The sequence below is a fragment of the Polaromonas sp. SP1 genome (assembly GCF_003711205.1).
Taxonomy (GTDB): Bacteria; Pseudomonadota; Gammaproteobacteria; order Burkholderiales; family Burkholderiaceae_C; genus Polaromonas.
The window spans coordinates 2,703,794-2,718,269 of the sequence record NZ_CP031013.1 but is presented as its reverse complement, the minus strand read 5'-3'; the positions used below and the strand labels follow the sequence as shown (position 1 = coordinate 2,718,269).

Annotated in this window: 12 protein-coding genes and 1 pseudogene; 11 read left to right on the top strand and 2 right to left on the bottom strand. The window is 63.3% G+C overall.

The genetic code is table 11. From position 1 onward, the window contains the following. Window positions 1-89: 89 nt before the first annotated feature. The 11 genes and pseudogenes from DT070_RS12840 to DT070_RS12795 all read left to right on the top strand — a co-directional run bounded on the left by DT070_RS12840 (window position 90) and on the right by DT070_RS12795 (window position 11,944). Entirely contained in the window at window positions 90-1,481 is a 1,392-nt protein-coding gene (locus DT070_RS12840; protein WP_122957388.1) for a TAXI family TRAP transporter solute-binding subunit, read from the top strand. Between the two features lie 201 nt (window positions 1,482-1,682). Then, window positions 1,683-2,663 carry an ABC transporter permease gene (locus tag DT070_RS12835; RefSeq protein ID WP_122955753.1) on the top strand — a complete coding sequence of 327 codons (981 nt, stop codon included), beginning with the start codon at window positions 1,683-1,685 and terminating at the stop codon, window positions 2,661-2,663. Between the two features lie 83 nt (window positions 2,664-2,746). Further along, window positions 2,747-4,327: an ABC transporter substrate-binding protein gene (locus DT070_RS12830; protein WP_122955752.1), complete on the top strand. Its 1,581-nt coding sequence runs from the start codon at window positions 2,747-2,749 to the stop codon at window positions 4,325-4,327. 141 nt (window positions 4,328-4,468) lie between these two features. Further along, on the top strand, window positions 4,469-5,386 hold the full coding sequence (locus tag DT070_RS12825; protein WP_122955751.1) for an ABC transporter permease: 918 nt from the start codon (window positions 4,469-4,471) through the stop codon (window positions 5,384-5,386). Between the two features lie 14 nt (window positions 5,387-5,400). Next, window positions 5,401-6,378, top strand: coding sequence for an ABC transporter ATP-binding protein (locus DT070_RS12820; protein ID WP_122955750.1), 978 nt, complete (start codon window positions 5,401-5,403; stop codon window positions 6,376-6,378). Further along, window positions 6,375-7,490: an ABC transporter ATP-binding protein gene (locus DT070_RS12815; protein ID WP_369973870.1), complete on the top strand. Its 1,116-nt coding sequence runs from the start codon at window positions 6,375-6,377 to the stop codon at window positions 7,488-7,490. Before DT070_RS12820 ends, DT070_RS12815 begins: the two co-directional genes overlap by 4 nt. 56 nt (window positions 7,491-7,546) lie before the next feature. After that, entirely contained in the window at window positions 7,547-8,755 is a 1,209-nt protein-coding gene (locus tag DT070_RS12810) for a M20 aminoacylase family protein (RefSeq protein WP_122955748.1), read from the top strand. Window positions 8,756-8,779: 24 nt separating this feature from the next. After that, window positions 8,780-9,310, top strand: a pseudogene (locus tag DT070_RS12805) (DUF2817 domain-containing protein); the annotation flags it as partial. Between the two features lie 80 nt (window positions 9,311-9,390). Next, window positions 9,391-9,462, top strand: coding sequence for a hypothetical protein (locus tag DT070_RS21775; protein ID WP_369973952.1), 72 nt, complete (start codon window positions 9,391-9,393; stop codon window positions 9,460-9,462). 185 nt (window positions 9,463-9,647) lie between these two features. Beyond that, window positions 9,648-11,411, top strand: a complete 1,764-nt coding sequence (locus tag DT070_RS12800) for an ATP-binding protein (RefSeq protein ID WP_122955747.1) — start codon at window positions 9,648-9,650, stop codon at window positions 11,409-11,411. A 167-nt stretch (window positions 11,412-11,578) separates the two neighbouring features. Further along, window positions 11,579-11,944, top strand: coding sequence for a response regulator transcription factor (locus tag DT070_RS12795; RefSeq protein WP_164483754.1), 366 nt, complete (start codon window positions 11,579-11,581; stop codon window positions 11,942-11,944). 18 nt (window positions 11,945-11,962) lie between these two features. Here the strand turns inward: DT070_RS12795 and DT070_RS12790 are convergent, their stop codons facing one another. Both DT070_RS12790 and ettA read right to left on the bottom strand, forming a co-directional pair. Then, window positions 11,963-12,499, bottom strand: coding sequence for a DUF1415 domain-containing protein (locus DT070_RS12790; protein WP_122957387.1), 537 nt, complete (start codon window positions 12,497-12,499; stop codon window positions 11,963-11,965). A gap of 14 nt (window positions 12,500-12,513) precedes the next feature. Then, window positions 12,514-14,175 carry an energy-dependent translational throttle protein EttA gene (gene ettA, locus DT070_RS12785; RefSeq protein ID WP_122955745.1) on the bottom strand — a complete coding sequence of 554 codons (1,662 nt, stop codon included), beginning with the start codon at window positions 14,173-14,175 and terminating at the stop codon, window positions 12,514-12,516. Window positions 14,176-14,476 lie beyond the last annotated feature (301 nt).

Genomic DNA, 14,476 nt, shown 5'->3' with positions numbered 1-14,476 from the left:
CCCAGGTAACGATTGGGCTGGAGGCCATTTTTACCAATAGAAAAGCTTTACAGCTCCAGCCTTCATGGCCGCATGCTATGGTTCAGCGCATGCCAAAAACCATACGCTACACCTTGCTGTCGCTGCGCGATCTGTGGGTCTCCGCCGGGCCTTTCATCCTGCTGGCCGTCGCCCTGCTGGCGCTGGCCTACTGGTGGCTGGACCCGAACCCGCCCAAGCGCGTGACGCTGGCCACCGGCCCGGCCCAAAGCGCTTATGAGGAGTTCGGCAAACGTTACGCCAAGGCGCTGGCGGTCGAGGGCATCGAAGTCGTCCTGAAACCCTCGGAAGGCTCGGCCGCCAACCTGCAACTGCTGCGCGAAGGCAAGGTTGACGTGGGTTTTGTGCAAGGCGGCACCAGCGACTACACCGGCCAGGACGAGGAAGACCTGGCCTCGCTGGGCAGCCTGTTTGTGGAGCCGCTGTGGCTGTTTTACCGGGAAGACGCCGCGCGCAAGGTGGCTGCCGCCGCGCGCGCGGCCAAGGCGCCCGGCGCACGCACCGCTGGCAAAACCGACCCAGCGGAAGACGCCAGCCTCAGCGCGCTCACGCAGTTGCAGGGCCTGCGCGTCAACTTCGGCACGCCCGGCAGCGGGGTGCCCAGCCTGATGGGCAAGCTGCTCGAGAGCAACCGCATTGACCCGGCATCGCTGAAGGTCTCGCAGCTGGAGCAGACGCCCGCCACGGTGGCCTTTCTGGGCGGCGAGCTCGACGCCATCGTGTTTGCCTCGGCGCCTGAATCGCTGATGGTGCAGATGCTGCTGCAGACGCCCGGCGTGAAGCTGATGAACTTTTCCCAGAGCGAGGCGTACTCCAGGCGCTTTGCCTTCCTCACGCCCACCCGGCTGCCGCGCGGCGTGGTCGACCTGGCGGCCAACATCCCGCCCGACGACGTGCAGCTGGTGGCGCCCACCACCTCCCTCATCACGCGCACCACGACGCACCCTGCGCTGCAGCAGTTGCTGGCCCAGGCCGGCAACGACATCCATGGCGGCGCCGGCTGGTTCAAAAGCGCCCGCGAATTCCCCAACCGCGACAACAGCGAACTGCCCATCGGCAAAGAGGCCGAGCGCGCCATCAAGAACGGCACGCCGGTGCTGCAGCGCTACCTGAATTTCTGGGTGGCCAACCTGGTCGAGCGCATGTGGCTGGTGATGGGCATCATCATCGCGGTGATGCTGCCGCTGTCGCGCATCATCCCGCCGCTGTATGCCTTTCGTGTGCGCTCGCGCATCTTTCGCTGGTACGGCCAGCTGCGCGACATTGAAAACCGCGTGGACAGCAGCGGCGACAGCAGCAGCGCGAACAAGGAGCTGCTGGAGGAACTCAACAACCTGGAGAACCGGGCCGAGAAGATCACCGTGCCGCTGTCGTACACCGATGAGCTCTATGCGCTGCGCGCCAACATCAACCTGGTGCGCAAAAAGCTGCTGCGGCTTTGACGGGTTGGCGCGGCAACGCGGCCGCCGCTTCCCGCACTGAAAAAGGCTGAAAGGCTCCGGCTTGGGGCGTGCGCGGTCGGCCCAGGGGAAAAATACCCTCGGCACCGGGTTTCTTTAACCCTGAAGTAAACCCTGTGTCGGCACGGCAATTGCTCTGCTAGCATGGCCCGATACTTTTTTCCTTGACTTCTAAGAAGCGAAATGCTTGCTTTTGTTTTGCGCCGCCTGATCCAGGCCGCGATCGTCATGGTCGTGGTCGCCCTGATTGCCTTCATGCTGTTTCAGTATGTCGGCGACCCAGTGGTGTTCCTGCTGGGACAGGACGCGACGCCCGCGCAAATCACGCAGCTGCGCGCCGACCTGGGCCTGGACCGGCCTTTCATCGTGCAGTTCTGGCACTTTCTGATGAACGCCGCCCAGGGCGAATTCGGCCTGTCCCTCCGTCAGGGCGCGAAGGTTTCACGTCTTATTGCCGAACGCTTTCCGGCCACGCTTGAACTGGCGGCGGTGGCGGCCCTGATGGCGCTGTTGATCGGCATCCCGATGGGGGTTTATTCAGCGCTGCGCCGCGGCTCGTTTCTGAGCCAGGTGTTCATGACGGTTTCCCTGCTGGGCGTGTCGCTGCCGACTTTTCTCATCGGCATCCTGCTGATCCTCGTGTTTGCCGTGGGCCTGGGCTGGTTCCCGAGCTTCGGCCGCGGCGAGACGGTGCAGATCGGCTGGTGGACCACCGGCCTGCTCAAGGCCAAAGGCTGGCACCACATCGTGCTGCCGGCCACCACGCTGGCGATTTTCCAGCTCACGCTGATCATGCGGCTGGTGCGCGCCGAAATGCTGGAAGTGCTGCGCACCGACTACATCAAGTTCGCCCGCGCCCGCGGCCTGCCCAACCGGGTCATCCATTTCGGCCATGCGCTGCGCAACACGCTGGTGCCGGTGATGACCATCACCGGCCTGCAGCTGGGCGGGCTGATCGCCTTTGCCATCATCACCGAGACGGTGTTCCAGTGGCCCGGCATGGGCCTGCTGTTCATCCAGGCCGTGACTTTTGCCGACATCCCGGTCATGGCGGCCTACCTCTGCCTGATCGCGCTGATCTTTGTGGTCATCAACCTGGTTGTCGACCTGCTGTACTTCGCGGTCGACCCCCGGCTGCGCATGACGAGCGCGGCCGGCCATTGAGCCGCCGCCAAGCCTTTTTTTACCCGCAAGCCAAGTCCCCAGCCTTTTCCCATAACGTCCACAGCTTCCCTAAGGAGTTCCTGATGAAATTCAAGCCTAATCTGCTCGCAGCCGGCGTGGTGTGTGCACTAGCCGCTACAAGTTTTGTAGCATCCGCGCAAACGCTGCGCGTCGCCAACCAGGGCGATTCGCTGTCGATGGACCCGCACTCGCTCAACGAATCGCTGCAGCTCAGCGTGACGGGCAACGCCTACGAAGGCCTGGTCATCCGCAACAAGGACCTGAGCCTGGCGCCGGGCCTGGCCACCTCCTGGAAGCAGACCTCGCCCACCGTCTGGCGCTTTGAGCTGCGCAAGGGCGTGCTGTTCCATGACGGCACGCCGTTCACGGCCGACGACGTGGTGTTCAGTTTCAACCGCACGCAGGCCGACGGCTCGGACATGAAGAGCTACACCAACGACTTCAAGGAAGTGCGCAAGATCAACGACCATGTGGTCGAGATCGAAACCAAGACGCCCTTCCCCATCCTGCCCGACGTGATTTCGCTGGTCTACATGATGAGCAAGAAGTGGTGCGAAACCAACCAGGCCACCCGCCCGGTGGACCGCCGCAAAGGCATTGAAAACGCCGCCTCCTTCCGCGCCAACGGCACCGGACCCTACCGCGTGCGCGAGCGCCAGCCCAACGTGCGCACCACCTTTGTCCGCAACGGCAGCTACTGGGGCAAGATCGAGGGCAACGTCCAGGAAGTGATCTACACGCCGATCGGCAACGACGCAACCCGCGTCGCGGCATTGCTGTCGGGTGAGGTCGACATCATGGAACCCGTGCCGGTGCAGGACATCGACCGCGTCAACGCCAACGCGGCCACCAAGGTGCTGGTCGGCCCCGAGCTGCGCACCATCTTCCTGGGCATGGACCAGAAGCGCGACGAACTGCAGTACTCGAACATCAAGGGCAAGAACCCGTTCAAGGACAAGCGCGTGCGCCAGGCCTTCTACCAGGCCATCGACATTGAAGGCATCAAAAAGACGGTGATGCGCGGCGCCTCGAGCCCAACGGCCCTGCTGATCGGCCCCGGCATCAATGGCTTTCAACAGGAGCAGAACAAACGCCTGCCCTACGACCCGGAAGCCGCCAAAAAACTCATGACGGAAGCCGGCTACCCGAACGGCTTTGAAGTCTCGATGAACTGCCCGAACGACCGCTATGTGAACGACAGCCGCATCTGCCAGGCCGTGGCCGCCAACCTGTCGCGCATCAACGTGAAGATCAACCTGCAGGCCGAAACCAAGGGCACCTACTTCCCCAAGATCCTTCGCCGCGACACGAGCTTTTACATGCTGGGCTGGACGCCGGCCACGTATGACGCGCACAACGCCCTCAATGCGCTGATCGCCTGCGTGGACGACAAGGGCGCCGGCCAGTTCAACCTGGGCGCTTACTGCAACCCCAAGGTCGACGAGCTGACCAAGAAGATCCAGTCGGAAACCGACAAGACCAAGCGCAACGCGCTGATCAAGGAAGCCTTCGACATCCACGGCGCAGACATCGGCACCCTGCCGCTGCACCAGCAGTCGCTGGCCTGGGGCACGAGCAAGAAGGTCGACGTGGTTCAGCTCGCCGACAACTTCATGTTCTTCAAGTGGGTGGTTATTAAATAACCCCTGCTGCCTTCTCGCTTCGCGTAGCGGCCCCTCCCCTAAAGGGGACAACAGCAGCGGCATGGCAAAGCCAGTTCCGCGCTGTTTGCTGGAACAAGCTTCGCTGCGCTTGCTGAGGAAAACCCCACCGTTAGTTCATTGATGAAAAAGATTCTTGTACGCTGGCTTGACAGTGATGTGGGCCATAGCTTTCGCACCTCGCCGGTGGCGATGGTGGCGGCTGCGATTGCGCTGGTCTGCATTTTCTGTTCGGTGTTTGCCGGCTGGGTGGCGCCGCATGACCCCTTCAACCTGGCCACGCTGGAACTGGGCGATGCGCGCCTGCCGCCGGCGTGGAACGCGCAGGGCAGCAGCAAATACCTGCTGGGCACCGATGACCAGGGGCGCGACATCTTGTCGGCGCTGATGTATGGCGCCCGCATTTCACTGGTGGTGGGGGTGGCGTCTGTCATCCTCTCCACGCTGGTGGGCGTGTCGCTGGGCCTGCTGGCGGGGTTTCGCGGCGGCTGGATCGACGCGGCCCTGATGCGTGTGTGCGACGTGATGTCGTCATTTCCGCCCATCCTGGTCGCGCTGCTGATCGCCGGTGTCGGCCGCGCGGTGTTTCCGGATGCCAGCCAGCTGCTGGCGATGGGCGTGCTGATATTGTCGATCTCCATGGGCCAGTCGGGCTGGGTGCAATATGCGCGCACGGTGCGCGGCTCCACGATGGTGGAGCGCGGCAAGGAGTACGTGCAGGCCGCACGCGTCACAGGCGTGGCGCCCCTGCGCATCATGCGCAGCCACGTTCTGCCCAATGTGATGGGGCCGGTGCTGGTGCTGGCGACCATCCAGGTGGCGACCGCCATCATCACCGAAGCCACGCTGTCTTTCCTGGGGGTCGGTGTGCCGCCCACCTCGCCGTCGCTGGGCACGCTGATCCGCGTGGGCAACGACTACCTGTTTTCCGGCGAGTGGTGGATCACGGTGTTTCCGGGCCTGATGCTGGTGTTGATTGCGCTGAGCGTCAACCTGCTGGGCGACTGGCTGCGTGATGCCTTGAATCCGCGGCTGCGGTAACAGTGAATCCGAACATGAGTCTTCTCCAAATCAAGAATCTCGTCGTGGAGTTCCCCGGCCGGCGCGGCACGCTGCGCGCGCTGGACGACATCTCGTTTGACATCGCGCCCGGTGAAATCCTGGGTGTGGTGGGTGAATCGGGCGCGGGTAAATCGCTCACCGGCGCGGCCATCATCGGCCTGCTGGAGCCGCCGGGCCGCGTCGCGGGTGGGCAGATCCTGCTGGAGGGTGAGCGCATCGACAACCTGCCCTATGGGCGCATGCGCCATATCCGCGGACGCAAAATCGGCGCGATTTTTCAGGACCCGCTGACCTCACTCAACCCGCTCTACACCATAGGCCGGCAGCTGGTGGAAACCATCCAGGCCCACCTGCCGGTGACGGCGCAAGAGGCCAGGCGGCGAGCGATCGATTTGCTGAACGACACCGGCATACCGGCGGCGGCGCAGCGCATCGACCATTACCCGCACCAGTTTTCAGGCGGAATGCGCCAACGGGTGGTAATCGCCCTGGCGCTGGCGGCGGAACCCAAGCTGATCGTGGCGGACGAGCCGACGACGGCACTGGACGTGTCCATCCAGGCGCAAATCATCACGCTGCTCAAAACCATCTGCAGGGACCGCGGCGCCGCGGTCATGCTGATCACCCACGACATGGGCGTGATCGCCGAAACCTGCGACCGTGTGGCCGTGATGTACGCTGGGCGCATCGCCGAGATCGGGCCGGTGCACCAGGTGATCAACCAGCCATCGCACCCGTACACCGCAGGCCTGATGGCCGCGATTCCCGACATCACCGTAGAGCGCGAGCGCCTCTACCAGATCGACGGCGCCATGCCGCGCCTGAACGCCATCCCGCAGGGCTGTGCCTTCAACCCGCGCTGCCCCAAGGCCTTTGACCGCTGCCGGCAGGACAGGCCTGACCTGATGCCGGCCGGCGCCACGCGGGCCGCCTGCTGGCTGCACGATGCGCATGCGGGGGTCGTAACATGAGCGACAAACCACGTGCATCTCAAGCGAAGGCGGAAGAATTTCCCGCCGGGCCGCCCCAAGGAAAATCAGCCCCCTCGGGGGGCAACGAAGTACATGAAGTGACGAGCGTGGGGGCTCAGTTAACTCCGCTGGTTCAGGCCCATGACCTGGCAAAAACTTTCGACGTGTCGCCGCCCTGGCTCAACCGCGTGCTCGAACGTAAGCCCCGGCAGTTGCTCAAGGCGGTTGACGGCGTGAGCTTTGAGATTGAAAAAGGCAAGACGCTGGCGCTGGTGGGTGAATCAGGCTGCGGCAAAAGCACGGTGGCGCGGCTGCTGGTGGGTCTCTATGAGCCGACCCGCGGCGGCCTGACCTTTGACGGCCAGAACGCCCATGCGGTGTTCAAGACGCCGGCCGGGCAGCAATTGCGCAGCCGCATCCAGATGATCTTCCAGGATCCGTATGCCAGCCTGAACCCGCGCTGGACGATCGAAGACATCATTGCCGAGCCGCTGCGCGAGCACGGCATCCTGAGCGATGGCGCCGCCCTCAAGGAACGCGTGGGCGAATTGCTCCAGTCGGTCGGCCTGTCGCCGCTGGACATGCCCAAATACCCGCACCAGTTCTCGGGCGGGCAGCGCCAGCGCATCTCCATTGCACGCGCATTGGCCACGGAGCCCGAGTTCCTGGTCTGCGATGAGCCCACGTCAGCGCTGGACGTGAGTGTGCAGGCGCAGGTGCTCAACATCATGAAAGACCTGCAGCGCAAGCAGGGGCTGACTTACCTCTTTATCTCGCACAACCTCGCAGTGGTGCGCCACGTGAGCGACCAGGTCGGCGTGATGTACCTGGGCCGGCTGGTCGAACTGGCCGACAAACGCACACTGTTTGATACACCACGCCACCCTTACACCCGCATGCTGCTGGATGCCATCCCCAAGATGCACGACACCGGCAAGGCGCGCACCCCGGTGTCGGGGGAAGTGCCCAACCCGCTCAATCCGCCGGGCGGCTGCACCTTCCACCCGCGCTGCCCGCACGCCAACGCGCGCTGCGAGAGCGAAAGGCCGCAATTCCTGCAACTGGCCGGCGTTCGCGTGGCCTGCCATGCGGTTCAAGAGGGTCGGATTTAGGGCCCGCTGCAAACCCGCGCGTGCTTGGTTAACATGAACTTTTACCGGAGAACACCGTGAAAATCATTGACTCCATCCTGGCAGAAACTGCCGAAATCGCGGCCGTGCGCCGCGACATCCACGCCCACCCGGAACTGTGCTTCCAGGAAGTGCGCACCGCCGACGTGGTGGCCAAAAAACTGGCGTCCTGGGGCATCCCCGTGGACCGCGGCATGGGCACCACCGGCGTGGTGGGCATCGTGCACGGGCGCGACGGCGGCGCCAGCGGCCGCGCCGTCGGCCTGCGCGCCGACATGGACGCCCTGCCGATGCAGGAGTTCAACCAATTTGCGCATGCCAGCACCCACCCCGGCAAGATGCACGCCTGCGGCCACGATGGCCACACCGCGATGCTGCTGGCGGCGGCGCACCACCTTGCAAAGAACCGCGACTTTGACGGCACCGTCTACCTGATCTTCCAGCCGGCCGAAGAAGGCGGCGGCGGTGCGCGCGAGATGATCAAGGACGGGCTCTTTGAGAAATTCCCGGTGGAGGCCGTCTTCGGCATGCACAACTGGCCCGGTGCGCCCGTCGGCACCTTCGCCGTCAGTGCGGGCCCTGTGATGGCTTCGAGCAACGAATTCAAAATCACAATACGCGGCAAGGGCAGCCACGCCGCCATGCCGCACAACGGCATCGACCCGGTGCCCATTGCCTGCCAGATGGTGCAGGCGTTTCAAAACATTATCAGCCGCAACAAAAAACCGGTCGATGCGGGCGTGATCTCGGTGACCATGATCCACGCCGGAGAGGCGACCAATGTGGTGCCCGACTTCTGCGAGTTGCAGGGCACGGTGCGCACCTTCAGCATTGAAGTGCTGGACATGATTGAAAAGCGCATGAAAGAAGTGGCCGAACACACCTGCGCGGCTTTTGAAGCACGCTGCGAGTTCGAGTTCACGCGCAACTACCCGCCTACCGTCAACAGCGCCGCCGAGGCCGAGTTTGCGCGGCAGGTGATGAGCGACATCGTGGGTGAGGGCAACGTGCTGGCGCAGGAGCCCACCATGGGCGCTGAAGACTTCGCCTACATGTTGCAGGCCAAGCCGGGCGCCTACTGCTTTATCTCCAACGGGGACGGTGCGCACCGTGAGATGGGCCACGGCGGGGGGCCTTGCACGCTGCACAACCCGAGTTACGACTTCAACGACGACCTGATTCCCCTGGGCGGCACCTACTGGGTGCAGCTGGCCACACGCTGGCTGGGAACCAAGGCCAAGGCCTGAGCGTCAACGTATCAAAAAAACACCATGAATACACACGCGGCTTTTTCGGCCAGCTATGCGGTTGCGCGCGCGAAATTTCTTGAAGCGGCCGTCGCCGCCGGCATGACCCTGCGCTGCTACGAGCATCCGCTCAAGGGCCGCGACGGCGAGACGCTGGCCATGGACGCGGCGCTGGACGGCCCGCCCGACGCTGAAAAGCTTTTCATCGTCAGCAGCGCCTGCCACGGCGTGGAGGGCTATTGCGGCTCGGGTGTGCAGGTGCATGCCGCACACGACGCCGAATGGCGCGCCAAGGCCCGCGCGAGCGGCGTCGCGGTGCTCTACATTCATGCGCTCAATCCCTACGGGTTCTCCCACGCAAGGCGCACCACGCACGAGAATGTGGACCTGAACCGCAATTTTCATGACTTCAGCCAGCCCCTGCCCGTCAATGAGGTCTACCGGGAGATTCACGACCTGCTGTTGCCGGCGCAGTGGCCCCCCACGGCCGCAAACGAAGCGGCTATCGCGGCCTACATAGACACTCATGGCGTGGCACGCTACCAGGCGGCCGTGTCGCAAGGGCAGCATGAGTACGCCGACGGCATGTTCTTTGGCGGCTGCGCGCCGACCACTGGCAGCACAAGCACCCCGGGGTGCCGGCTGAGCAGCGGGCGATGGTCAGGCGCCAGATGATGGACGCGTTTTACGTCGACACCGACGAGTGACGCACGCAGGTCGTGGCGCAGGCGCGCGAGGCCATGTTCCAGACGGCGGACGGGCTGAACACCCCCTGAACCAAGGGAAACCGCCACCTTATCGGCGTTCAGGCGGGCAGCCCAAGGCCGCATAATGGCTTGAGGGCGCCGTTTCGGCAGCCCTTTCCCAAACTCCCGAGCACGAAAGCCGCGCCATGCCTTCTGACGCCGACCTGCATGCCCAGCTCAAGCAGCTGCAACAACAGCACCAGGCGCTGCAGGCCGACTACCGGGACCTGCAGCTTGAAAAACAAAAGCAGGAGACATCCGCCAACCTGTGGCTGGAGCAACGCACCCGCGAACTCCAGGCCGAGGCGCGGGAGCAGAAAAAGGCCGAGACCCTGCAGCGGGTTTTCTACCGCATCGCCGAACGTGCAGCGGCAGATCTTTCTTTCTACGATTTCCTGCAGTCGGTGCACGGCCTGCTGGGCGAACTGCTGTATGCGAAGAACTGCTATGTGTGCCTTTACGACGCGCAAAAGCAGCGCAAGGACTTCCCCTATTACGTGGACGAGCGCGACGGCAACGCGCTGCAGCGCAGCAACGTTCCCTACCGGCGGGGCCTCACGGAGTTTGTGCTGAACACGGGCCGGCCGCAGATCATCGATGCCGCGCGCCTCAAGGACCTGGAAACGGCAGGCCTGGTGACGGAGGGTAGCGGTGACATGACCTTCAGTTCCTGGCTGGGCGTACCCATGCACATCCGTGGCGACATAGGCGGCGTGCTGGCGGTGCAGGGGTATGAGCCTGGCGTGCAATACAGCGCGGCGGATGCCGACATCCTTTCGTTTGTGGCCAACCATGTCAGCAGCGCCATCGAACGTTACCAGGCGCTCGACGAGCTGCGCAAATCGGAAGAGCGTTACCGCACGGTGATTGAAAACGTCGGTGTCGGCGTGGTGGTAGTGCAGGACGGGCGCATGGTGTTCGTCAATCCCAGCCTGGAGCGCATCGTGGGCCACCCGCGGGAGTACCTGCTGTCACAACCCTACACCGCGACGGTCCACCCGGACGACCTGCCGGTCATGCGCGAGCGCCATGAGCGCCGGCAGCGTGGTGACGAGGTGGAATCGATGTACGGCTTTCGCGTCGTGACCCAGGCCGGCGAAGTGCGTTCGCTGGAGCTTTCCGCCGTCCAGATCGAATGGAGCAAGCGGGAAGCAACGCTGATCTTCGTGGTCGATGCCACGGCACGGCTGCAGGCCGAGCTGACACAGCGCCAGACCCTGCAGCGGCAGACCGAACTCAACGACATGAAATCTCGCTTCATCTCGGTGGCCTCCCACGAATTCCGCACGCCGCTGGCCTTTATCCTGTCTTCGGCGGAGTTGCTCAAGCATTACGGGGACCGCCTGCCGGAGCCCGAAAAAGCCGAGGTGATCAACACCATAGAAACCGGCGTGCAGCGCATGACCCAGATGCTGGACCGCGTCCTTCTGCTGGGCAAGGTCGAAGCGCAGATGCTGGAGTTCAAGCCGGAGCAGATCAACCTGCAAACGCTTTGCCAGAACCTGGTGGAAGACGCCCGCATCCAGCATTCGCAGACAGGGTGCGAGCTGGCCCTGGAGTTCGAGGCCCGGCCGGCGGTGGGGCTCTTCGACGAAAAGCTGCTGCGGCACATTTTCGGCAACCTGCTGTCCAATGCCATCAAGTATTCGCCACAGGGCGGAAAAGTCCTGTTTCGCGTCTCTTCGCTGGACGGGCGGGTGGCCTTTGAAGTGGCCGACCAGGGCATTGGTATCCCGGCCGAAGAACTCCCTCACCTGTTCGAATGGTTCCACCGGGCCAGCAACGTCGGCGAGATCCAGGGAACGGGCCTGGGACTGGCGATCGTCAAAAACTCCATCGACCTGCACGGCGGCCACATCGAAGTCGCCAGCACCGTGGGCCAGGGCACCCGCTTTACCGTCAGAATCTGAGCCCCGAAAACCTGCTTTACGCCGGCGCGGCACGGCAGCGGGTTGGGGAAAACGGGGCAAGGCTATAAGATGGGCCACCAGGCCGGAACAGCGGCGCAGTCCGCTGCCGGGGGTTCAGGGATGTCCGCCCCGCCAACATGAAAACAGGGGCTCACTGCGAAAGAAAAATGGCGCGCATTCTGGTGATTGAAGACGAGACCCATATCCGGGACAACCTGCTGCGCTTTGTCCGGCTGGAGGGCCACGAGGGCCTGTCAGCGTCTGACGGCAACGCCGGCCTGCAAGTGGCCCGCGAACAGCAACCGGACCTGATTTTTTGCGACGTGATGATGCCGCAGATGAACGGCATGGAAGTGCTGGCGGCACTGCAGGCCGAGCCCGCCCTCAAGCATGTCCCGCTGGTTTTCCTGTCTGCCAGCGCGGAGTCCGAGCGGCTCGAGGAGGCGCTGCGCCTGGGCGCCAGCGGCTATGTGACCAAGCCTTTTAATTTCGCGCAGTTGCAGGCGGTGCTCAAGCAGCACCTGCCCAAATAAGGCCGCTGCGCCGCAACGTTACAGGCCCAGCGCCTTCCAGCCCGCGTGGCCGAGTTTTTCGAGCGTCTGAATGTTCTGCTCGAAGATCGCCTCGGCCTCCGGGAAGGCTTCAACGGCCCGCTCCACGCTTTCTTCGCGCAGCAAATGCAGGATGGAAAACGGCGCGCGGTTGGTGTAATTGCCGATGTCGTCCGGCCCGGTGCCGTCAAACTGGAACTGCGGGTGAAAGCTGGCCAGCTGGATCACGCCCTCGAGCCCATGCTCATCCACCACGCCTTCAGCGATTTCGAGGAAATCATTGAAGTCCAGGAAGTCGTCGAACAGCGTGGGATGGATCAGCAGCGTGGTGTCGATCTCATCGGCCGGCGTCGCCGCCAGCAAATCCAGTTCCCGGTCAAGCTCCTCGAGCAGGCCATCCGCATGTTTGGCCTGGCTGACCACCAGGCGCACCTGGTTCTTGACGTAGACCGCCTTGGCAAACGGGCACAGGTTGAGCCCGATCACGGCTTTTTCGAGCCACAAGCGGGTTTTGTCCAGAACCTCCTGGTCTGTCATGACAGTGCCCAAGCCTAGTGCAATGCCTTGAATCGGACGCGCTTGGGCTTGGCGCCTTCTTCACCCAGGCGCTTCTTCTTGTCGGCTTCGTACTCCTGGTAGTTGCCGTTGAAGAAGGTCCACTGGCTGTCGCCTTCGGCGGCCAGGATGTGGGTGGCGATGCGGTCCAGGAACCAGCGGTCATGGCTGATCACCAGCACCGAGCCGGCGAACTCCAGCAGCGCGTCTTCAAGCGCACGCAGGGTTTCCACGTCCAGGTCGTTCGAGGGTTCATCGAGCATCAGCACGTTGCCGCCGGCGATCAGGGTCTTGGCCAGGTGCAGGCGCCCGCGCTCGCCGCCGGACAGCATGCCGACGCGCTTTTGCTGGTCGGCGCCGTTGAAGTTGAAGCGGCCGGCATAGGCGCGGCTGGGCATGGTGAACTTGCCGACGGTCAGCATGTCCAGGCCGCCCGAGATGTCTTCCCAGACGGTTTTTTCATTGGCCAGGTCGTCGCGGTGCTGGTCAACAAAGGCCATGCGTGCGGTCTTGCCGATCGCGACTTCGCCGCTGTCCGGCGTTTCCTTGCCGGCGATCAGCTTGAACAGCGTGGATTTACCCGCGCCGTTGGGGCCGATGATGCCGACGATGGCGCCGGCCGGCACCTGGAAGCTCAGGTTGTCGATCAGGAGGCGGTCGCCAAATGACTTGCTGACGTTCTTGAACTCAATGACTTCATTGCCCAAGCGCTCGGCCACGGGGATGAAGATTTCCTGGGTTTCGTTGCGCTGCTGGTATTCGTAGTCGGAGAGTTCCTCAAAACGGGCCAGGCGTGATTTGCTCTTGGCCTGGCGCGCTTTCGGGTTCTGGCGCGACCATTCCAGTTCTTTCTTCAGTGCCTTGGCGCGGGCTTCCTCGCCCTTTTGCTCCTGCGCCAGGCGCTCGCCCTTCTGGTCCAGCCAGCTGCTGTAGTTGCCTTTCCAGGGGATGCCGTGGCCGCGGTCGAGCTCCAGGATCCATTCGGCGGCGTTGTCCAAAAAGTAGCGGTCATGGGTGATGGCGACGACAGTGCCGCCAAAGCGCTGCAGGAACTGCTCCAGCCAGTCGACGGATTCAGCATCCAGGTGATTGGTGGGTTCGTCGAGCAGCAGCATGTCGGGCTTGGACAGCAGCAAGGCGCACAGCGCCACACGGCGCTTTTCACCGCCCGACAGCACGCCGATCTTGGCATCCCAGGGCGGCAGGCGCAGCGCGTCGGCAGCGATTTCAAGCTGGTGCTCGGAATCGGTGCCGGCGGTGGCGATGATGGCCTCCAGGCGGGCCTGCTCGGCAGCCAGCGCGTCAAAGTCGGCATCGGGCTCGCCATAGGCCGTGTACACGGCTTCGAGCTGGGCCTTGGCGGCGAACACCGCGCCCATGCCGGCTTCCACGCTTTCGCGCACGGTGTGCTCGGGATCCAGCTTGGGTTCCTGCGGCAGGTAGCCGATGTTCAGGCCCGGCATGGGGGTGGCTTCACCTTCGATTTCCGTGTCCAGGCCGGCCATGATCTTGAGCAGGGTGGACTTGCCGGAGCCGTTGGTGCCCAGCACGCCGATCTTGGCGCCCGGGAAAAAACTGAGCGACACCTCTTTGAGGATATGGCGCTTGGGCGGCACGATTTTGCCGACCTTGTTCATGGTGAAAACGTACTGAGCCATCAGGATTACTTTGGTAAAAATGAAAAAACAATGCAGGAAAACGGGCTGCTTGCCGCCTGTAAATGCTATTTTTACAGGCTATCTGCAGGCTTTCTTGCGGGCTGGAACGACACGCCGCGCCCGGGGCGCAAACGCTTTTTGACAAAGCGTGCTTTTCTGCGTGAATGCCCCATTATCGTTGCTGTGCGACAATACAGGGGTTGCTGGCTCCAGTTGCCTTCAACATTTGGGCACATCCAGGTACCGCAACAAGCGGCTGCTTACGATGTTTTCGGCCCACTTTCTGATCCCATCTGCCTTT